Raw genomic sequence first — 21417 nt, 5'->3', positions numbered from 1 at the left:
GGGCAAAATTAAGGTTTATTGGTTAGTAATAGATTTGTCAATGTAATTATAGACTATTAGAAGCACAAGCCAGTTCAACGCATATTCATTTATTAGTATGAAAAGCATTTTGCGCGGGTACAGGTTCTGGCAGGCGTTATTTGAGAAGGCATGCGAACATTTACAGCAAACTGTTATTATCCTGACCGGATTAGGTTCGAGTTTTATTTGCAACGAATGGAATAGCAGTTTTTATTGTTTGTGATTTTGGACATGGTCACCAAATAGAAAAGATTGGTATTTGAGCACATGGGGGAGAAGGAAGAAAAGTTTGAATTCAACTTCAGCGAAGAATCGGATGGTACTAAAAGATTATTGGAATACTTACCAGTATTAAATAGTATTGTGAATTCATCTTCAACCTTTATAATCGATGAAATTGAAAGGAGCATACACCCTCTCATAGTTAAAAAATTGATAAGTAAATTTTCTGGAGATGAATTAACGCAAGGACAACTGATTTTTACTACCCATGAATCAAATCTTTTAGATCAGGAAATTTTTAGGCCTGATGAAATTTGGTTTGCTGAAAAGAACATTATTGGGGCCACCAGCTTATACTCACTTAGTGACTTTAAAGAGCATAATACCATTGATATAAGAAAAGGATATTTAAGTGGAAGGTATGGAGCTATTCCATTCTTAGGGAATTTAAATGACTTAAACTGGCATAAATTCAAGATGAGACGAAGTAATATATACCAGGCGGGATAGGGTGGCGACAGCTTGCTCAATGATTATAATATGTTCTTGGCTCATCATCTCTGTAAGCAGCGTCTATCTCATCTGCTAATTCTACCAGTGTTTCAGCGAGGTAGGAGCCGCGGTATTCAGTATGATGCAGAAATACTTCAGCTACCCAATAGCCAAGGGTATCGTCGAACCATACTATCCCTACGAAATGGGGTGCAAGGTACAGGGCATATTCATGCCGGCCTTTTATTAACTTTGCTATATGGTAATTAATTTTATAGTTAAATCTGGATATGATTGGTTCATTGGAAAATATCATGAAGTTATTGGGTAATGTGAGGGTTGTTTTCATAGTGTTAAAATTATGTAATTCCACACGAAACCAGGCAGCAGTGTAGCCGCTTCTGGTTAGGGAAGGTGGTGAATGGCAATTTGCCGTGCTGTGCATGTTGCCAGGGGAATAAGCTCTTCGAATACCATTTCAACTGGCAGGTGTCTTTTCCGGCCATTAATATGTTTTCCGACATCAATGCCAGTTTCAATATTTATGAATGGACTTTTTTTATACTCTGGTTATCAATGGCTGCTGCAGAAGGAGCATAATTTCGGCCCTGCCTCATTCGTTCCTTTCGTACAACCTTCTTCGTGACATCGTCAAAGAATCCATTCTTCTTCCACTTGTTAAAGTAATAGTAAACTATCTGCCAGTAATGGAATTCGTTGCTTAGGTTGCGCCATTGACAACCCGTTCTGCAAATCCATAGAATAGCATTAAATATGGTTTGAAGAAAATATTTACATTTTCTTTTGTCGGGTAATATTTTTTTCTATACTTTTCCATTGCGAATCGGTCAATAATGTGTACTTCGGTCTCATAGTTTATTTTTGATAAATCCAAACTAATTGATCGATTCGTTTTTAGCTAATTTCCCGCAGTTTTATTTTTAAACATTGTTCCTTAATAAACGGAATTATTTATGAAGAAATTATTTCTTTTCCTATGCCTTGGAGCCAATCTACATATGTTCGCCCAAACAAGCTACGACACCCTCCGCACCAACTACATCGGGGTAGGCGGTAACGTTAACTCTGCCTTCCCCTTGAACGTAGGCGGCATTTCCCGCTTTTCAGAACAAGTCCATTTTGGCGAATGGTATGATGCCGGTGCTTACGGTAAAGTACAGATATCAAGATTGGCTGATCAGGGGGATAATGCCTTTCACCTTTCCTTTGTCAGAGCCGGATCTATTACCGCAGGTATGGGTTTCCTCCGCAACAGCAACACTTTTGCGATACAAACTGCTGCGTCAAATAACTCCTCTACCAAAGGTATCTTTATGACATCCGCCGGAAATGTAGGTGTCAATAATTCCAGTCCAACCGTACCACTTGACGTTACCGGGAATATCAGGCTCAGCGGCAACTTCCTTTATCTGAACACCTATGGCGCATTGTATTCTGATGTCAACAATATCGCCTTATTCGCTGATGGCGGACTTTTCTTTGGAGATAGAAATAATACCTATCCCAGGGCGATTATAGAATCCAGCGGTGTTTTAAGGTTGTACAACAGCACTTCGCATGTGACGACTGCTTATGTAAGCCCCAATGGCGATTCTTATTTAAATAGCGGCGGCCTGGCGATTGGTTTTACCTCCGTGCCGGCGAATTATAAACTGGCTGTAAATGGAACAATAGGCGCTACCAAATTAAAAGTAACGCAATCATGGGCTGACTATGTATTTTCACCAGACTATAAACTTCCTGCATTAAAAGATGTAGAAGCACATATCAAAGCTAATAATAAACTACCTGATATTCCTTCTGAAAAGCAAATTGCTGCTGAAGGGCTTGACGTAGGTGAAATGCAGAAATTGCAAATGCAGAAAATAGAAGAGCTGACACTCTATATCATCGATCTGGAAAAACGCCTGCAAAAACAACAACATGAGATTGATGAATTGAAAACCGGAAAATAATTACTTCCCACCAAACTGATTAATATTAGAACTCATTTCATAATTACCATTTAAGTATTGATTATCAACCACCAATGCCTATTTGTGAAATGAGTTCTATACATAAATTTGCGCTTTCTTTTGTCTGTTAATAATTTTTCTATACTTCTCCATTGCGAATCGGTCAATAATGTGTACTTCGGTCTCATAGTTTGTTTCTGATAAATCCAAACTAATTGATCGATTCGTTTTTAGCTAATTACCTATCATACTAATAATGAGCTTATGTTTTAGAAAAAGCCTTAATACTCATTTAGGATAATCATTCGTGCATTTTTGTTTATTGAAGGGCTGGAATTGAATTTCATGATTTATCTTCTTGGACACTATGGCTAAGAACCATACCACTAAAGTTTATCTGTTTCCCCTGATTGGCCGTGTATATTGAAGTAGATTTCGATTGAATTATTATCATAAGGAAGAAAGCTGCTTAAAAAAGATAATAATCACTTCGGACTTTTTAAAAATATCTTCCCAAAACTCTTCAACTAAGAAATCTTCTCTAAATTCTATTACACCCTATACATCTCATAAAACAGGAAAAAGGCGCCTATTACTTCTGAGACGCCTTTTTAATATTTGAATTACAATCTTTCAATACTACGAAACATTGATCGTGATCGTAGCCGGCGTACCGCTTACCTGGCTGGCTGAACCTGGATTGCCCTGTGAACCCGTAGCGCCCTTGGTACCATTGGTACCGTCGCCATGACCTTTACCGCCATCACCGCCAGTACCTTTCGCGCCACCACCACCGGGAGCGCCGCCCTGTCCGAAATTACCCGGAGGCGCAGTGGCGCTGCCTTTGGTTACCATGCTTGCCATAGCGCTGGGTATCATAACTGTGATATCCCCTGCACAGTTCACCCCATTCCCTGCATCACCTCCACGGCCACCTGAACCACCGGAGCCGCCGTTACCACCATTACCACCTTTGGTGCCGGTACATTCGCAATTGGCGCCATTACCGCCTTTGCCACCGTTACCGCCATTGCCGCCCGTGCCTCCGTTACCACCCGATCCACCTGTACCAGAACGGGTGAAGAAAACTACTGGCTTGCCCGTACTGGTGGTGATTGCATTGTTGATGGTAAATATCGCCTGGCAGCTTGCCAATCCGGGACCACCGGGGTTGCCGGCACCGCCTGTAGCGCCTGCTGTACCATTTCCGCCATTACCGCCTTTGTCGCCGGGTTCTGAACCCGATACTGTACAGGTGCCTTTGCTGCCTTTACTGCCGTTGGTGCCGGTGGCGCCTTTGCTGCCGTTGGTGCCGGTGGCGCCGGTGGCGCCGAAAATATTGAAGTCGCCGATTTCGGAATTGCCGTTGTCCCCATTGCGCACCAAGGTATCCATGGTAAAACCATTGACCACCGTGTTGTAGAAATTGATATAAACACCCTGGTTCAGCGTTACGGTGCCATAGTTGAATGTCAAGGGTATTACCGGGCTATTGAACGTCTTAGGCCCAGTAGGCGTGTAATTGGATTCAGAAGTAGCCTGTATCTGCATCGGGAAGGCGCCCTTGATCCGTTCCCGGTCGGCAGGATGCAATTCAGCATCGCCATAAATAAATTCATTCACACGGCGAAGGGTACCTGCCGCCGTACGGTCGTTCTGTACATCCGTTAATGGAACATTGCCGAAAAGCTGGGCGCCGATGTTGGGATTGTTTTCCCGGTCGATGAATAAATTCGTGATCTCTTTCAACTGGTCAACGTCCTTGACCGTAATGAAGGTGGTAACGGGTATTCCCTTTTCAAGCAATTCGAGGGAATGCCCCAATCGCTCAGCCCTTTCTTTAAAACTCAATTTCATAATGTGTAGTGTTTAGGTAAAGAAAATGATGAATGATACTTATGATCGTTGAGATAGCATACTGCTGCATGTCGCCCCCGGCCATGGAGCCCGTTCTTACCTGGTATTCCATGATGTCCGTTGGTACCGGGCACACCGTTGAGCGTGGCATCGGTCATCGGCACAACGGTTCCGCCTTTGCCGCCCAATCCGGCTTTGCCGCCTTTACCGCCAATACCACCCACCGAGCAGAAAGCCGTCATACGTACATGACCAACCGCTTCTTCCGGCACATTGAGATAAATATTGGAAGAAATACCACCATGACCGGCATTACCGCCACGGCCACCGTTACCGCCGTTGCCGGCATTGCCACCGTTGCCGGCAGGCACTTTCATATTGAAACCATCCAACCCGGGTGCGCCGTTGCCACCATTACCGCCATGGCCTCCATCACTGCCGTCACCACCTGCACCACCGGCACCGGCCTGTGAAAAAAGATGCAGCCGTCCTTCGAGCTCACGAATGGTGATCTCAGCCAGCTTGCACATACCGCCATTACGCCCTTTACCGCCGTCGGTGCCGTTTTCGGCATCGGTTGCATCGGCGCCGTGCAATTCGTTCAATGGCTGTTCGGGTATCCAACGTCCAAGAATACTTGCTTCAGCAATACCCTGTATACCATCACGGCCATGCAAACCGCCCGAGCCATTTTCGCCATGGATGCCGTTTTGCGGACCGTGCCCGAAATCAACCGAAAAAGGTGTAGGCATTATGCCCACCTGGTAATCTATATCAGCACCGGCATTGCCCAGTGTAATGAACCGCTGGCAAAGCAAGGAGAACACATTGCCGCGTATTACTACTTTGGCGCCTTCTTCCAGCACAAGGGTGCCGATATTTACAATGGTGTACAATTCTTCCATTTCGCCCAGGTTCCATATTTCCTGCGGCATGGTCAGGTCCCAGGTTTCTCCTTTGGGAACTACTTTGTGCAGCACCGAAATGCCTTTCAAACACAACGGGAAATGCCGGTTGATCCCTTTGGCATCTTTTTCTGATATGGGCGCACCGGCAAATAATACGGCTTCGCCCCGGTCGTGCTTACCCTGTCCCAGCTTGGTGCGCAGTTCATGTGCGGCACTATAAAATGTAGGCAGGCGCAGGCGGTGCTGTTCATCCGTGGCATTGCTCAGCACCTGGCGTGCAATGTTAAAATCATGCAAATGGAAATATGTGGTGATCTCTTCACCGCTGAGTAATGGTTCATGGTCGTGCCCGATGAGCGATGCCTTGTGCAGGAATTCCTGTATCGATCTTTCAGAAAGTGCGGTAGTCGATTGGGTTTTAACGTTAGCGATCATAATACATCGGTTAAAATAGTTGAAGGATAATACCCGGCCACACGCGCAAAGGGGCGCATGCTGCATACCCATTCAAAATTGTGCAGTTGTGCAGGCCGGTTCACGAAATGATGACTCACGGGGTTCCGGTTATTGTACCGGTATAAAATAGTTTCGTTGAAAATAACGCGGTAAAAGCCGGCCATCTCCATAAGAGGGAACATGATGGCGGTGTCTGTTGCCGATTGTAACCATTCGCCTTCGCTGTTTTTAAGACAATTGTAGTCCGGGTCCTGGTCGGCAATAGCCATAAAAAGTCCGGCACGGAAAGTCCGGATATGCGATACACGCCAGCCCTGTCGCAGGGTGGCAAAATCTTTTGGTGAGGCATAGGGTGCTGAAACGCCCAGGCATCCGTCGGCATCCATATATTGACCGTACATGATCCAGCAATCGTAACGAACATATTGTTCATTGATGATGGAAAGCGCATTGTGGCAGGCCAACTGGTCATCGCCATCGAGGCAAACCACAATATCATCCGGGCGGCACCAGGTTGTGATGGCCTGGTATATATTGTATGCAGATCCCATTTTTTGTTGATTGCGCAACAGCACTGCATCGAGCGCTTGCGGTGGTTCAAAATGCGCACTGGCGTCGGTAGAAGCATCATCTATAAATATCACCTGTGCATTCGGGTAATCCTGCATCAGCATACTGCTTACACATTCACCCAGGAAACGGCCCGGATTGTGAAATGGTACGATCACCACCAGCCGGTTGCGCGTTTCATCCATGTCACGGCCTTTGCCGTGGATCAGTTCAAAAGCCATTTTGCGCGCGTGTATGGTGTATTCGTATATGCCTTGCGGTAAATCGTTCTGCCATAGCAAACGGTTGGCGGCTATAATGGCTTCCGATACCCGGCCACAGGCAATGGCGCAGACCATGAACTCGAACAGCAACTGGTAATCATATACCGGTTTATCGATGAATAGTTTATCATTTGCCGGGTAAGGCGGGTCCTGTAAAGCCATAGATGCCATACAGTATCCCTGCAAGTACTGGTGATTTTCGCGATAATAACGGGCCATGGCATGTAATGTTTCAAGGCGCCAGGGTCTTGCATCGAAGGCCGCCATGTAGGCAGCCTGTACGTCCGTCCATGCGCGTCCCAGCAAACGCAGCATGTCGGCACGCTGCAAACGGGCATACCAGCGTTCTTCATCCCAGCCTTCTTTTTCAATTCTTTTTTCATACCAGTACAATGCCTGTTCGTACAACTCCAGGTCGCTGTACGACTGCGCCAGGTAAAACATATACCGTTCATTGTGCGGCTCGGTTTGCAGCGCTTCGGTAAGCAATTGCACATCGCGCCCGAATTTATCCGAACGGCAACCGCCATCGCCATAATGGGTAAGACTTATTTCGGGCAAAAAAGCCCATTCCGTGGCAGTTTCTGCATGAAGGTATTCGTGGGTAACACCGATGTAACGCCATTGGTGACGGCTGCTGATGAGCATGGGTTGCGAGTAATCGAGACTGCCTTCGTAACGGATCTCGTAAAAATCGTGCTGCAGTTTTTGCCTGAAAGGCGCTTTCACATTCAGCGTCATATCGGCATCCATGATCAACAGGTAATCGGCATGGCTACGCGCCCGTTCAAGTACTTCACTGCGGTTGCGCCCGAAGTTTTTCCAGGTGGTATGATATAGTTGACCGGGTTTGTCCTGCATCACATTGGCAATGACGGCAGGCGTATCATCGGTTGAACCGGTATCGCAAATCACCCAATAGTCTATATACGGCAGTGCCGATTCCAATGCGCGCCGGATGATATGCGCTTCGTTCTTTACCATCATACAAAGGCAGATGGAGGGATCAGGTATTCTTGACATATCGAACGGAAAGAAAATAGGTTCTGTCTATAGAATTTTTGGCGTTCACCGATTTTTGCGTCAGGAAGAAAGCGGTGTCGAAATTATTTCCCGGCTGCTGGTTGTTGGCGGTGGAGGTCCAGTAATAACCTGTAGCCAGGAGGCTGTTGAAATTGCCGAGATTATCGCCCATGCCGCCCGCCTGTGCATTAAAGCCGCTGCTGCCGCCGTTGATCAATGCGGCAAATGCATTGGCGCCAAGCGAAGTGAAAAGATTATTCCAGTCGTCCTGGCTGGGTATACGCCAGCCGGCCGGTGTATTGGTCTGCGCCTGCGCTTCGGTATACAGCATGCCATATTGCTTACGGTTGCTGCTGTTGTTGTCATAGGCCACACAACCATTGCCTGAATTATAATTGTAATTGGCCGCCAGCCAGGTTTGATTGTTGAGGAAAACTGTTGGATACACCTGTCCGTTCGGATCAACAAAAAAGCTGGCCGATATGAATACGGTAAACTGCAGGGCGTTGAGATAATTATTGTTGTTATCGAAAGCCTGCAGTGTAATGAACACGGGCGTTTCCTGCGATACCTGTATGGGCAGCGTCAATGTATAGGTATCATAGGCAAGCGGCTGTATGTTTGGCGACTGGTCGGGCAGGAAATAATTTTTTTGCAGCATGGGTGCCCCGGGAATATTACAAATGAGCTTGATATTATCTACGTAGAACATCGCCCAGCGCAAGGGGATCTGTATGGTTTGTGAAGGTTCCGTTAGGGCTATGATAGAGCCATTGGTGCCAAAAAAGTTGAAGAGTCCACGGGTAGAAGGCGGGTTCTGTTTCGAAATATCGAGTATGAAAGTGACCGGTTTGTATGCCGTGGTACTGTTCATCATAAAGTTGTTGAACGTTACCATCATTTGCGTATGACCGGCTGGCGTAAACGAATTGATATTGTTGAAGGCAAATGTAAGGTTGGCCTCGTTGCCGGTACCGATAATGCCTGTATTGCTGCTTTGGGGATAAAGGGTCCATACAGGTGTATTGCCATCCCCGGTATTGGTGGGGTTTTTGAAAACCCATGACTGGTTGGTAACCAGGGTTACGCCAATATCCCAGGCCTGCCCCGAATTATCGGCAGGCGCCAGGGCACCCGCGGTATTACCATACACGAAAGAAACAGTAACAGTGGGATTGCCCGTCCAGGGTTTGGTATCGTTGTATAAAGGCGTATTCGCCGTGTTGTTGATATTCAGGAAAATGGTATTGCTCAGCGGGTCGCTTGCTGCAGAAACATAAACGGTGCCCTGGTTGTCGAGGCCAAGGTTCAACACCGTAGTAAGGTCTACCGCCTGTGGAGGCGCACTGCTGTTGAGTGCCAGGTTTTGCGATTGCAAACCGGCAGGCACATTCTGACCATTGAGATTGTTGAGATTCACGTTCACTGCACCAATGGTCGGCGATGCAGTGGCTGTTACATTGATGATGGTAAAGGTAAGGCTGGTATCTTTTGCCCAGGTGCCCGATGTATTTCCATACGCGAGCAGCAGCCCTTTGTACGGAGCATCATAGCTGAAGCTCCAGCCCGGTTGCGATATATTGTTGATGGTCATTCCGGCTTTCTGATCGGCGGTAAAAAAATTGGGCATGAACAGCTCGATGCCCGAAGCCGTATCGGCGTTCCCGCCTTGCAGGGTAATATCGGCGCCGGTATTGTTCACAATGGTAATATTCAGCGTAGCGGTAACTTCTACATAGAGCTGGGGCTGGTTGCCGGCATCGGGATTGGCCATGGAAAAGTAAACAGGATCGGAAGAAACGGCATAAGTGCTCATGCTGTTAATAAGTTAATGTTATATGAAAGCATTACTGTTGATTATTTTCCGGTGGTATGGGGCTCAGCACCAACCATCCTTCCTGCAGCACCTGCGGCGAATAGCCGTACACTGGGGTTTCATTCATCACGTTGGCCTTAAGCGCTGTGGTATTGGCGGCGCCGGGCGTTATCCACGACCAGGAATACCCGCTTTCTGCCGGCAGGGGAACGGTCATGCCCTGCGCCATTTGCAGCATGGGGCGCGTAGTGAAGTTCACCGCCAGGTTGTTCATGATATCAGAATACTGATCGGGTGGTATCACCAATTCGCTTACGGCCAGTACACCAGTGGTAGCATGCACCGCAGCACGCGGGTCTACCAGCATGGTAATGGCAATGGGTTGCTGGTTCAACGTAACCTGTATGGTGGTATCGGTAGGTAGCGTTACGCCATTTTTCCAGAAGGCTTTAGCAGCGGGCATGTATAAAGGCTGTTGAGTGTACGGGTTGCTATTAGTTGTTTCAAGCACATAGGCTACCAACCCGTCGTCGAGGTTCGCCAGGTCACCCAGGCGGACAGGAAAAAGTACATTGCCCAGGTTCGCGCTGCTATGGGGCATACGGGTGGGGTAGCTGTAGCGCTGGTTGTTCACATCCTGCGGAAAGGGGCTCTGGGCATTGTTATCCGCCTGGTTCAGCGGCAGCAGGTTGCCCATTGTTTCAAGTCCCAGAATGGCGCGCGTAATTGCCAGCGGGCGTCCGATGAGCACTGCCAGTGAATTGTCCTGCGCATAATTGGAGGGGCTTACAAAGGTTTCCGAATCCTGTATCGCCGTCATCATGTCTTCAAGAAAAGCGCCGCTCTGGTTGAACAGGAACCACATGAAATTAGCCACATGCGGGTTAACGGTAGGCGTGCCACGCTGGCCAATGTCTACAGCGAGCTGCTGTTCGCTGGTGCCGGCATTGGCAATATTACCGGCACGGGTACGGTATACGTTCTGACCATGTTCAACACCAAAGGTGCCAATGGCGGAACCATCTATATCGTAAAAGAAAAGATCGTTATCGAGGTGGTTGGGCATTACCCATCCGCAAATAGGCGCGGTAGCAGGGTGGCTGTTCGTTTCCACGAAATCATTACTTACACCCGTCACTTCGTTATTATGCGTTGCCGACAACCATTTGAACCAGGTCCTTGTGGGTGTTACAATACGGGGCGAAAGGTAAATGCGGCCCTGGTTCTGCTTATCGTTTTCGTTGGGCGTCATGGCATAGGATGTAATGCAACTAAGACCGCCCTGTGGACTGCGGGTTGCTGTTTGCAGGTCCATGCGCTGTCCGAATGCATCAACGATCTCGATGCTGAGGATGTCCATAAACCCGGCGCGCAGCGGACCGAAATTTCCCTGTGCCAGCAAACCGGTAGGGATGGGTTCCAGGTTGGTGAAGGCATCATCGTACCAGTTGTCGTTGGCCGTAGCGCCGGCGGCTGTATTTATCCTTGGCGTAATACTATCCATTCGCCCGGCAACCAGGTTTTCTACTGCTACCTGCGCCACATAGGAAGTAAGTACCAGGTTGCTATTGAAACCGCTCATGGACTGCGAAAGGATCTTACGGTTATCGTACAACGCGGCTATCTGCTTCAGCGTATTGTCTTCCAGGTCGGTTGGATTGTTATTAATATAATTGGTGATCTGGAAAGAGAGTACGCCGGTAGCGCCCGAGCGCATGGTAGCATCGTCATCATAACTTACCGGAGTGAGCGATGTAAAAGGCAGCGGAGCCGTACCATTCATCTTGTATACATAGTCAACCCCATCGGCATCGAGGTTGAAATAATCGGTGATGTTGGTAGCGGCGTACAACTGGTTACCGTGGTCCTGCACCCATTGCAAAGGCGACAGGTTCACATTCCAGATCATAAAGATCGGCATGAAAGGATCTACACGGTTGGCAGCAAATTCAGGCAATGCGTTTTGCGTATTCCAGCCCACGCTGCCACATGAATAGCCGTCGTTGTTGGCATTGGTCCAGGTTACGCTCAGCGCCTGCGGACCTGTTACATTAATGACCAGCGCAGTGCCGGGTTGGTAGGTGCTACTATTGATCAATGCAAATAAACTGTTGGCGGGTGGTGTAGGAACGCCACCGGGATTGGGGGCAATGTCGAGCGGACTGAGTCCTCCCTGTGCATACATCAGCGAAAGCGTACAATTTGCCGGCGATGCTACTGCCGGGTTGCCATTACCGCCTGCCGAAGCAAGCGCCGATGCTACCTGACCAGCCAGCATGGGAGTAGTGAGAAAAGCTTCGCCGATAAGGGTTTGCGCATCGCTTTGTATGGCGGCAGGCATATTGGTGTTCACAGCCGGTACGCCGGGAACAGCCGTTGCATTGACAGTGAAGTTGTTCGAATTGTAGTTGATGAGCAGTTCAGTAAGCAATTCGGTGCTTAACCGCACAAAGGTGGTATCGCCATCGCCATTCCGCTGCGGCGGTTCCATCATATCCCCTTCCATCAAGATCACGGGTTCTGCCGGCATCTGGAAATAATCGGCCATATCGCATTGCAGGGTCCATATGGCATTTGTATTCTGCTTGTTGATGTCGGCAAGTGCATTCAGCACCGTTTGGTAATTGTTATATACGGCATATGCCAGGCTGCTGGTGCTTACGCCCGAACCAGGTGCTATGATGCCACTTACCTGCCCGGTTTCTTCATCGATGGTATATTGCAGCAATCCTACACTGTTGCCATAGCTGATCACATCGTTCAGTTCACCGGCGGTGGACGTGTAGATGAAATTATTCATTGTGCCCTGCTGTATATAGCTGTCGCTGGTTTCGCCCTGGAACATTTTCACGTACCTTACCCAATCCATGAACAGTTGTTTACGGCGCAGGCTCAGCGCGCCGCGTCCCATATCGTACTGCTTTTGCACGCTGTTCAGCAGGTACAACTGTTCGGCCAGGGTAAGCGGCAGGGTTATTTCTGTGTCTTCGGTGCTGCCATCGTTGGTGCCCTGCTTTGTATTTATGATCAGCCAGTTGAAGCCACCCGAAATATTTTCAAACCCATTGTTGTGCAATGCTTCTTCGAGTGTAATGAGTTTGTTGGGCGTTTTTTCAATATCGTTCAGCAAACCCAGTTGCAGGGCATCGAGGAGGTATTCGTAATTCGTAAGTACATTTGGGTCGTCGGTATCCTGCCCCATATCGATCTTCAGAAGTGCCGAAAGCGCTTCTTCTGTTGAATTGCCGATGGCAATTTCGGTATTGGCATTCCATACCGACATATTGCTTTGCCCCGAAGAAAGAAAATAGGTACTGCCTGTATTGCTGGTCATGTTCCATACTACTTCCTGCATAGTGCCGGCGCAAAGTGTTTGCGTGGGCAGGTTCAGTTGTGTGATCTGGTATTCGTCATTTACACTGTATGAAAGATCGCCATTGTTAAAGGTCCACTTCAGGTTTTGTGCGGTTATCTGGCTGAAGAAATCCAGCGGCGTCATTTCAGGCACTGTATTGTTTGCCAGGCAGCGTTGCACATAATCATTATACTGCTCCGTTACCTGGTCCCTGATATCGTTGAGCGGGTCGGTGCTTACATCGTTCAGCCATCCGATCACCTGGTAGGTAGCGCGGAACTGGATGGGGTTATTGCTTTTGATGGCCGATTGCACATCGGGCAGATCGCTGAAATTATCCCAAAAACCAAACACACTGCAACATTCGGGATAATAAGAACTGAAATAAGGTCCCACAAAACCAATTGAAGTGAGATAACAGGGATTGCCATCGGTGTCTTGTTGCGAAGGCAGGTAGCTGGAAGCCGGCTCGGTGGAAGGGTTCCAACTGCTGTGGTCAACCACGCGGCCCATGTACATATAGGGTTGTTGCTGATAAGCGGGGTTTACGGGCAAGGGCACGGTAATATGGGGACGCCCGTCGGAAGGTTTATCAGATGTAATATAGTCGCTCTCCACGATCCAGCTTTTTGCCGTTGGCGCGGCATAGCTGTTGGTCGACTGGTCATAGATGCTGAGATAGCGGGTCACCAGCCAACGGTTTGGGGCATGCGGGAATAAGATATTCGAGCTACCGGGCAGTTGCTGTCCTTTTTTGAAATAATCGGGCAATTCCCAATGCAGATGAATACCCGCGCCCAGCGAGTTGGTGGGGCTCACTAGCGGACCGCCGCTGCTGGTTAAACCCAGCGGTTGAAAAATTTTATCGCCGGTACTTGCCATATTCGTATAGCTGTCACCGGGGTCGGCCCAGGGCATTTTTTCGAACAGGGCGGTCTTGCCCTGGAAATTACCTGCTACTTTATCATAATCATTCTGATTAACGCGCAGTGCGGCGATATTCAGCGGAACGATTGCATTCATACGATCGGGTGCTTTTATTGGTTGATGAAACTTACCATGCCTATGCCTTCGGTCATTTCGAAGCCCATAATGGCGGCATCTATCGTTGCCCCGTTGTTGGCATTTGAAATAGTACCCGCAAGCGCCTTCATATTCAGTACACGGGTAGCCGGCGACCTGAAAGTGTTGCTGATGTCGGTGGGCGTGGAGGTATCGCTCATGTTAACGCTTTGCACTTTGGTGCCATTGGGATTAGTGGTAGTGGTAATGGTGAATGTATGCAGGTTCTTTACTGCCAGCACGGGTACCGTTTTCACCTGGCAATTATCATTGAAACAGTCGATACCATAATGCAGTGCCTGCGGCGCTTCGTGTATGTCGATGCGCCAGGCATTGCCCGAAATAAGACAGATCATGGTGTCGGATTTTGGTCCCAGTTGTTCCAGCCGCAGTATATCGAGCATGTCGGGATCCTGATCATCGGGCGTACCGCCTTTGGGGTACGCATTCACGCCCAGGCTGGGATAATCGAGCACCAGTGAAGAACGCAATAAAAACCCGGTGATGATGGTAGGCGCAGGAGGCGGATCGGTACCCAGTTTCTTCGAACGCACTTTTGTTGTGAATTCGTTGGTCTTTTGCAGCGACTGCGGCAATACCGCCGCATCGAGGTTCAGCATGGCATTGCTGGTATCGGCAGTGAGGTTGCGTCCGATGCTGAAGGCGCCGTCGCACAAAGTTGTTACCCAGTTCTGGTCGAGGTAAAAAAAGCGGATCGATTCCTGCGGCAGCATCCGTTCATCAGGCACCAGGTAGTTGAATGGCACCCCATTCAGCAATGCCAGGCGGCTCAACCAGGAAGCCAGGTCATCCGGCAGATCGGGATCGGTGAGAGAAGCCTGGATACTTGCCACACTGGCATAAGTAGCAGCCAGGCTTTTTCGAAGAAGCGCTCTTGTCAATGTCTTTTTCATAATGGGTTTATTGCTTTAGCTTCAGCACTGTTTGTTTGAAAATACTGCCCGGCAGCAACGATACACGCTTACCACTGCGTTGCGATAAGCCAGGTTGTGGTGATGGCTGCACATTGAAATACTGCATCATCAGCGTATTCTCTACATTGTTGTTCACCTGTTGGGCCAGGCCTTTTTTCCAGTTGTATAGTCCGGTGGAAAAAGAAGTATCCTGAAGGGCTACCATGCGTCCGATGGTCCATGCAGCCGCATAGGAAGTATCGAGCATGCCGGTAGTGGGGTCGAATACGTTCGCCGCATCGGGCGAAGGAATGGGCACCTGCAGGTGGTTGGCGCCGGCATTAGAATAGGGAAGCAGCGGTCCGCGGTACCACGACACGTTTTTTTCGGCGGTGCGCATGGTTTGGTTAAGCGGTACAAAACCCATATTGAAAGCGCCGGCTACCACCGCATTGCTACCGGCATATGGTATGCGAATGTTTGTATTGCTGGCCGGTACGCCACTGCCCGGAGTACAATCATTAAGGCTTTCGAGCTGGTGTACGAATGTGGCGCTTTCGCCGGTGCTGAAAAAGGTCCAGTTTGCCAGCACCGCCAGCCGAATGGTATCAGTTTGTTTATAGTTGGTTGCCGATGGAATGGAACCATCATCCTGCGGCAGAAAAACTTCCAGTCCCTCCAGCGACACCAGGTAAGCCCTGGTTTTACGCTGGGTATTGGGCAGACGGTTGCCAAATACAATCGAAAAGCTGCCGGTAGGCTCGCCGTTCGAATTGCCATTGGTAGGCTGGTTCACCAAACTCACAATGCGCACATGCGCCATCAGTTCCAGGTCATCGATCGAAGGCGCCAGTTGCCAGAACAAACCCATTGGCACGTCGATCACATTGATATTATCTGCCGTATTCTGACCGGGCTCAAGGTCGGCCAGATCGGTAGCTGCGTAAAAGTAAGAATAGGTATTGTCAGGTATTTTACTGTTGGCGTAAGCGGTTTTTGGAAAAAGATCGCAGGTGGTGCAGGGCGTAATACCGTTGGTCAGCGCCGGGTAGGCAGCCGTATCATCATCGTCGAGCAGCAGCACCCAAAGCCAGGTGGGCACATCGCCGTCTACATCCTTACCTGGTTGCGGCGGATCGTACGGTTCCTTAAGCGTGGGATAACGTGTCCAGGGAAATGTTGTTTTATTGAATACCACATGTGGCAGCACGTTCGAAAATTCGCCCGAAGCATTGTCATTCGGGAAAACGCTGTTGATCACGCTACCGGGATTGGCAAGACTGAAGCGATCGCTGGTAACGGCAAATGTATAGGTATTGCTGTAGGCTTCGCCGCTCACGGGCGTTTTACCATCGCTTTGAAATACCTGCTGGTTTAACTGCAACTGGTACTCCCCGGCATCCAGTCCGGGTAAAGCATGTTGTACGAAGGATACCTGTTCATTCAGCAGGTACTGTTCGCTGTTATTATCGGGCATGATACAAATATTTTGATGAAAATATTTTATGCGGCATTGTTGGTTCCAAGAATGGCTATCATTGGCCAATCGGTAAGCATTTCGGTGCTGCCCATATTGGTGAGCGTCACCAGCGAAGATGCGTACGTATTCCAGCCATTATCATTCAGGTCGTCCAGTATGGCATTTCGTTGACCGTTCACCCAGGTATTGATGAATGCACTCAACACATAACTGCTATTATCGAGTTCTTGCGAAGTGGTGCCACTCACGGTGATGTCGAGGGTTTCAGCTTTATCGTTTTCCTTAACCTGCAAGGTGTAGCTGGTATCGGGTTGCGGCGACATATAGCTGAAATTGGTTTGCTCGCCACTGGTAAACAGCAGATCGATGAGCGGCACATTGTTCACTGTATCGGGATTACGCGGCACCGGCGTTATGTTGAAGCCCAGCAGGGTTTGGGTAAGCAGGGCGGGGGTATTGGCATCGTTCGAAGAGAGAGCGGGATCGCCCCAAAGCGCCATATTGCTACTGCCAAGCACGGGGTCAACCGATACATTGTTGCGGTAATCGCTGAACTGGCCTTTTTTATCAGTGCTTTCCCGTTTGCAAAGCGTAATGGTATGTACCGATTGTACATTGGAAAGCTTCATCGGCTTTACATTCACATTCGGGTTCCATACCTGTGTTTTGGAATAGGTTTCTGTACCTGCCGGGAGGTCGTAATAAGGATGACTGCTGGTATCGATATCGGCGCCGTTGTATTGCGTGGGGTCATTGGGAATAGCGGCGTTGGTAGTGGCGCCCGTTGCCCAGTTGGCCATGTTGGCAGGGATGGTGGTAGTGGTAACGATATTGAAATAGTCGGGATCGAGCAGCCAGTTCCAGGTTTCGCCGTCCTGGCTGGAGGCATCCTTGCCCAGCAAACCGGTCGATACCGAAGCCGATACATTGGCCGTAATAGTGGTATCGGTAGCGGCAGCACTCATGCTAACAGCGCTCATCAACCGCGGTTGCGGTTGTGGAGCAGGTTGCTGGGTTTTTACAGGCGGCGGTAAAAAGTTCTGTTCCAGGTTCTGCCAGGTAACCGGTACAGGAGCGGCTGCCGTTGATCCAAACTGGATGGTGATCGTGATCACATCGAGGTCAACATCGGCATGGCCACCAAAGGGTGGTCCCCACAATTGCAGATCGGCGCCTACATGTATCTTGATAGTGAACAGTCCAACATTGAGATCACAGCCTATGTTCACATATGCATCGGCCTCGTACTGGAAGGGCGACCAACAGATGAGAAAATCTGCGCCCATGTTGAACCATACTTTCACCACGGTGGCATCGTAGGTGGCGGCCACCGACATGCCAGCCATGAACATCGAAGGCGTAAGGGCCAGGTAGCTGGAACCAGAAGCCTGGAAGGGACCGAGGTTGAATGTAACGCGAATGCGCGGCACATCAGGATACCATTCAGGTTTGTTAAATGCAGGATGATAACCACCCAGGCTCACAACAAAATCGCCCTGGTGCTCACCGGCAAACCACAGGTAAAAAGCAAAGCCGCCGCTGAGTTTTACAAACGGTCCGAATATATAAGATGCCGGTGTAATAACGCCTGTTACATTGATAAGACCGGTGGAAGGCGTAATGGCCGCCACCAGGTTCACCTGTATACTTGCCAGTGCATCGGGCGAGCCTTCGGGCAGTACAATGGCGCAACTACCTAGCAGGGCTACCTGCATATCTACCCCGAACGAGAAAGTGACCATGGCAAAGGCCGAGATCATATCGAAAGAGGTAAACTGTACGCCGAAACCTACCCAGTACTCACCGGCTTCGTATTTGATCACACTGCCGTTCTGCAACTGGCCGATGATGCTGCTGAGCGCATCCTCGGCGTTGCCCTGCGGCGGCGCCATATTTGGCAGCAACAGGTAGGTTGGCAGAGTGTCGGTGGTAGGCAGTATCAGCGCATAATTCACCCCGAAGCCAAAAGCCAGCCCCGATACATAGAAGAAGGGCGGACCACCAAGCGGCACTTCAAGATTGGCGTAAATGAAGAAAGCTGCCGGGTTGCTGTTTTGCGCCGGGGCATAACCTCCCACAGCTTTAAAACCAAATTCGGCTATCTGTACAATGACTTCACCAAAATAGTTGGTGATATCGGTTTTGGGGTCGACCGTTTTCAGAAAGGCGCCACCGATCTCCAGGCCCGGTTCGGTAAAATCCATACCCAGTCCCTGTATGTCGAAGGTCACTTCATTGCCTGCAGGCATGCCAGGCAATGGGAACGGGAACGTTATGCAAAGTCCCTGCACATCCAGCGTAAAACCGCCCATGCTCATACCGGCGGAAATGCCGAAAGTCGCTTCGCCCGATGCATAGTTCAACCCAATCTTCTGCAGGCTTACCGGGCCAAAGGTTTTGTTTACATTGATCCAGTGCACCGGACTTGCAGGCGGACTGGTTTGTACTTTATTGCCCGGGTTGTTATAATAGGAAGCCGGTGTATTACCAGGTGTTGCAGCAGGCAACGCCAAGGGAAGGGCAAAATTATTTTCCGCCGTAGCCGATCCTTCGCGCATAAGCCCCGCTGTAAGCGAAAAACCACCCTGGGTGAGCGTGAAAGCCGTTTGATCGCCTTTCGTATCGATCGAATAGTTGTTCTTTTCTTTGCCATCGCCAATGGTGCGCGTGTAAAGCGGGTTGGCCGTTGTATTTACTTTGGGAATATGAAAGGTAACTGGTTTGCCCGTTGTTTTCGGATCGGCATTTGTGTAAGAAAAGCCGATGTGCTTCAGGGTATATTCATTGAACACCGGTATATCGCCCACCAATGGAAGGTTTTTAAAAGCCAGGTCGGTATCGATGGCGGCGCCCACCACATATGGGTTGGTGCCGGTTGCCCCGGACTGTATGATGGAGTCAGCATAGAAACTCAATGTTACCTTATCGGTGTTACTGCCATTGGAATACTCCAGTTCAAAACTAGCAGACACGCCCAGCTCGGTAGTAGCATTACCGGTTTTGGGCGATGTATAGATCACCTGTCCGGCTACATAGTTTATGATTGCTTCGAGATTCAGCTCAGGCGGCAATAGCACATTCACACCGAATTGCTGACCAACAAAACTGATGAAGGTACCAATGTCGATCACGGCATTTTGTACGCAGCCGTTGAAAGTATATGTAGTGGCGGTATCGGTGGTGGTCAGTTCTGCAGCCAGCGATACTGGAACGGAACCTATTTCAAGGTTGATGCCTGTTGTCAGATCTACGTTAGTGGGCATAAGGGCGGGTTGAGAGATGCTTAAAGAGTTTGGTCATGTTTGTTACGATGCGCTGCCCGATGTGGCAGAGAAAGCAACGGAAAGGCTTTGGATCTTCAGCCAGTTGTTCAGATCGCCCGGAAGGGCAATGAGCCCCTTCGAAGGATCGCTGCCTTCTATATCGAGATTAAAGGAAAAAAGAAATTCTTTGGAGGATGAGTTGATAGAGAATTCATATACGTTCACCATCGTTTGATTCTGCGCGTTAAAGGTATCTGGTGTAAGCGATGGGAATGCCTGTGTAATGAGCGACATGCCCGGGCTTTGGGAAAGATCGGAAGCGCCGAGTTTCGATTCGATGAAATTGATGACATCGCCCAGGTAGACGGTCACCGGCGGATCGCCCGGCTGCCGGTCGAGTTTGAAAAGAAAGCCATTGGTTACACCATCCTGCGACTGGTCATCACCAAAAGCGAGTTCCGAAGCCAGGGGTACCGTTTGCTCACCGATCAGCAACTTCGCTTTGAAATTAACGGCAGTACTGCTCATGATTTAAAGTTTAAGGTTCACGGTCAAACACCAGGCGGTTATGATGAATAGGCAACCGCTATACTAAATGATTCAAGTGAAAAATTCTCGAAAATGCCGAACTGGCCCGACATAGCTATTTCGAACTCAAAATCCGAAATGTAGCCCGTGGTCACATCGGCATCTGTTGCAAAGTCGAATTTCTCAAGAGTGATACTATTGCCGATGCCGAGGTCAGTAGCCTGCCCCAGCAGGTCCGACACGATCTGCGAAACCGGCTGGTTATATGGATTGTCGAAATTGCCCGAGAGGCTGAAATTAGGTTGATCGGGCGGGTTAGGAAAACCCATATTCAGGTCGAAGGTAAAGTCGGGATTGCCGGTATCGCCCGGGCGATTGAAATTGCACAACACGAAATTACCAACCAGCCCCCAGGCAGGCGTGGGCGTTGTATTTACATTACTGATATTGATCCATATGGCCAGCGGGTTGAGATAGAGGGCTTGTTTATAAATGGGAATATTGGTAATGCCAATGGTAACGTCTACACCACTCACTACTACCGAAAAAGAAGGCGCTGTGCTTACATACAGCGATACCCCCAGACTTAGCAGTTCAAGTTGGGTTTGGTTATTATAATATGGGCCCAGTTGTGTTGAAGGAAAGCAAGTGCTGAAATTGTTATTGCCCGGCACCAAAAAGTTAAGATCACTGAGCGCGATACCGAAATTGGTAAAGCTGGCCGAGATGTTGAAGAAGCCGTCAGACATTGGTATCTGCGTGGTAAGGGTGCCTGTTCCGCTGCCGATGGCAATGGTCATGCTGAGATCTATTTCGTCTGTTTGCGGCTCATCATCGCTGGTTTGCTGTGTGCCGGTAACATTCACGATGCTGATGCCGGCATTTTTACAAATATCGCCCCCGATGATAGGAATGCAGGCGGCAAGTGCTTTGGTCAGTACATCATTATCGGATGATTGCAGGTTCACCGAAAGCTGGTTATTGCTGGTGGTAACGGTGCCAGTTATGGGAATGGTTTTGGTGCCGGTAAGCGCCGCCAGTACATTCATGGCATTGCCGGTAGCTGTAAGATCGAGGCTGGCGCTGAATGAAGTGCCGCTCACAGGCGAGTTGCCCGAAGACACATCGAATACCAGCAAGCTGAGTATACTGTTGGCCAATGCAGGGTAGGTGCTCCCGTACTGGTCGGTAAATTTCCAGTTGGACATGAT

The 21417-nt window shown here is 49.1% G+C and carries 14 protein-coding genes; 2 read left to right on the top strand and 12 right to left on the bottom strand.

Annotation, left to right across the window (positions count from 1 at the left end; all coding sequences use genetic code 11):
- The first annotated feature begins 288 nt into the window (after positions 1–288).
- Complete coding sequence (locus BW716_RS25960; RefSeq protein ID WP_083727585.1) at positions 289–753, top strand: ATP/GTP-binding protein; 465 nt, start codon at positions 289–291, stop codon at positions 751–753.
- Positions 754–769: 16 nt separating this feature from the next.
- On the opposite strand, the gene BW716_RS25955 is transcribed toward BW716_RS25960, so the two are convergent.
- Together BW716_RS25955 and BW716_RS39080 are read right to left on the bottom strand one after the other, a co-directional pair.
- A complete protein-coding gene (locus tag BW716_RS25955) occupies positions 770–1084 on the bottom strand; it encodes a hypothetical protein (protein ID WP_083727583.1) in 315 nt (104 codons plus the stop codon).
- Positions 1085–1277: 193 nt separating this feature from the next.
- Positions 1278–1553 (bottom strand): transposase, encoded by a 276-nt coding sequence (locus tag BW716_RS39080; RefSeq protein ID WP_083727615.1) that lies wholly within the window; start codon positions 1551–1553, stop codon positions 1278–1280.
- Between the two features lie 156 nt (positions 1554–1709).
- Between BW716_RS39080 and BW716_RS25945 the strand changes: the two genes are divergently transcribed.
- Positions 1710–2711: a hypothetical protein gene (locus BW716_RS25945; protein ID WP_143709039.1), complete on the top strand. Its 1002-nt coding sequence runs from the start codon at positions 1710–1712 to the stop codon at positions 2709–2711.
- 639 nt (positions 2712–3350) lie between these two features.
- Here the strand turns inward: BW716_RS25945 and BW716_RS38670 are convergent.
- The 10 genes from BW716_RS38670 to BW716_RS25895 are packed head-to-tail and all read right to left on the bottom strand — an operon-like array spanning position 3351 to position 21414.
- The gene (locus BW716_RS38670) at positions 3351–4568 is read right to left on the bottom strand and encodes a hypothetical protein (protein ID WP_083727579.1); all 1218 of its coding nucleotides are present in this window, start codon (positions 4566–4568) and stop codon (positions 3351–3353) included.
- On the bottom strand, positions 4565–5911 hold the full coding sequence (locus BW716_RS38665; protein ID WP_083727577.1) for a hypothetical protein: 1347 nt from the start codon (positions 5909–5911) through the stop codon (positions 4565–4567). The genes BW716_RS38670 and BW716_RS38665 overlap by 4 nt, the downstream gene beginning before the upstream one ends.
- Positions 5908–7788: a glycosyltransferase gene (locus BW716_RS25930; protein ID WP_083727575.1), complete on the bottom strand. Its 1881-nt coding sequence runs from the start codon at positions 7786–7788 to the stop codon at positions 5908–5910. Before BW716_RS25930 ends, BW716_RS38665 begins: the two co-directional genes overlap by 4 nt.
- Positions 7772–9604 (bottom strand): FISUMP domain-containing protein, encoded by a 1833-nt coding sequence (locus tag BW716_RS25925; RefSeq protein ID WP_083727573.1) that lies wholly within the window; start codon positions 9602–9604, stop codon positions 7772–7774. Before BW716_RS25925 ends, BW716_RS25930 begins: the two co-directional genes overlap by 17 nt.
- Positions 9605–9635: 31 nt before the next feature.
- Positions 9636–13982, bottom strand: a complete 4347-nt coding sequence (locus BW716_RS25920; RefSeq protein WP_083727571.1) for a hypothetical protein — start codon at positions 13980–13982, stop codon at positions 9636–9638.
- Between the two features lie 14 nt (positions 13983–13996).
- Entirely contained in the window at positions 13997–14935 is a 939-nt protein-coding gene (locus BW716_RS25915; protein WP_143709038.1) for a hypothetical protein, read from the bottom strand.
- Between the two features lie 7 nt (positions 14936–14942).
- Positions 14943–16412 carry a hypothetical protein gene (locus tag BW716_RS25910; RefSeq protein WP_083727567.1) on the bottom strand — a complete coding sequence of 490 codons (1470 nt, stop codon included), beginning with the start codon at positions 16410–16412 and terminating at the stop codon, positions 14943–14945.
- Positions 16413–16438: 26 nt separating this feature from the next.
- Positions 16439–19678 (bottom strand): DUF6603 domain-containing protein, encoded by a 3240-nt coding sequence (locus BW716_RS25905; RefSeq protein ID WP_083727565.1) that lies wholly within the window; start codon positions 19676–19678, stop codon positions 16439–16441.
- 42 nt (positions 19679–19720) lie between these two features.
- Positions 19721–20206 carry a hypothetical protein gene (locus BW716_RS25900; RefSeq protein WP_083727563.1) on the bottom strand — a complete coding sequence of 162 codons (486 nt, stop codon included), beginning with the start codon at positions 20204–20206 and terminating at the stop codon, positions 19721–19723.
- Positions 20207–20244: 38 nt separating this feature from the next.
- Positions 20245–21414, bottom strand: coding sequence for a hypothetical protein (locus tag BW716_RS25895; protein ID WP_083727561.1), 1170 nt, complete (start codon positions 21412–21414; stop codon positions 20245–20247).
- Positions 21415–21417 lie beyond the last annotated feature (3 nt).

This window comes from [Flexibacter] sp. ATCC 35208, assembly GCF_001975825.1.
In the GTDB taxonomy this organism is placed as follows: domain Bacteria; phylum Bacteroidota; class Bacteroidia; order Chitinophagales; family Chitinophagaceae; genus Chitinophaga.
The sequence above is the reverse complement of the archived record's forward strand: the minus strand, read 5'-3'. Positions and strand labels throughout refer to the sequence as shown.